This is a genomic window from Stenotrophomonas sp. 3diitr2024 (genome assembly GCF_042136455.1).
Classification (GTDB): Bacteria; Pseudomonadota; Gammaproteobacteria; order Xanthomonadales; family Xanthomonadaceae; genus Stenotrophomonas; species Stenotrophomonas sepilia.
Genome location: NZ_JBHHMJ010000094.1, coordinates 1 through 269 on the forward strand (window position 1 = coordinate 1; position 269 = coordinate 269).

Below are 269 nucleotides of genomic sequence, written 5' to 3' on the forward strand. Positions count from 1 at the left end.
TGAACCAGTACGACAACCCGGCGTGGACGCCGTACCTGATCGCCGCCTTCATCGGCGCGCTGTTCGTGTTCGCGGGCATCATCCTGATGCTGGTGCAGATCTACGTGAGCGTGCGCGACCGCAAGCGCAACCTGGACCTGCATCTGCGCCGTGGAGGCACCGGCCTCTTCCACCAGGCTGGCGTTGCGTTGGGTACTGGCTTCCATCTGCACGATGGTCTGGTTCACCTGTGCGATGCCGGCATGCTGGTCCTGCGACGCACTGCGGAT

1 pseudogene is annotated in these 269 nt (G+C 63.9%); it reads left to right on the plus strand.

From position 1 onward, the window contains the following. Positions 1-269 (plus strand): annotated as a pseudogene (locus tag ABGA94_RS02350) (hypothetical protein); the annotation flags it as partial.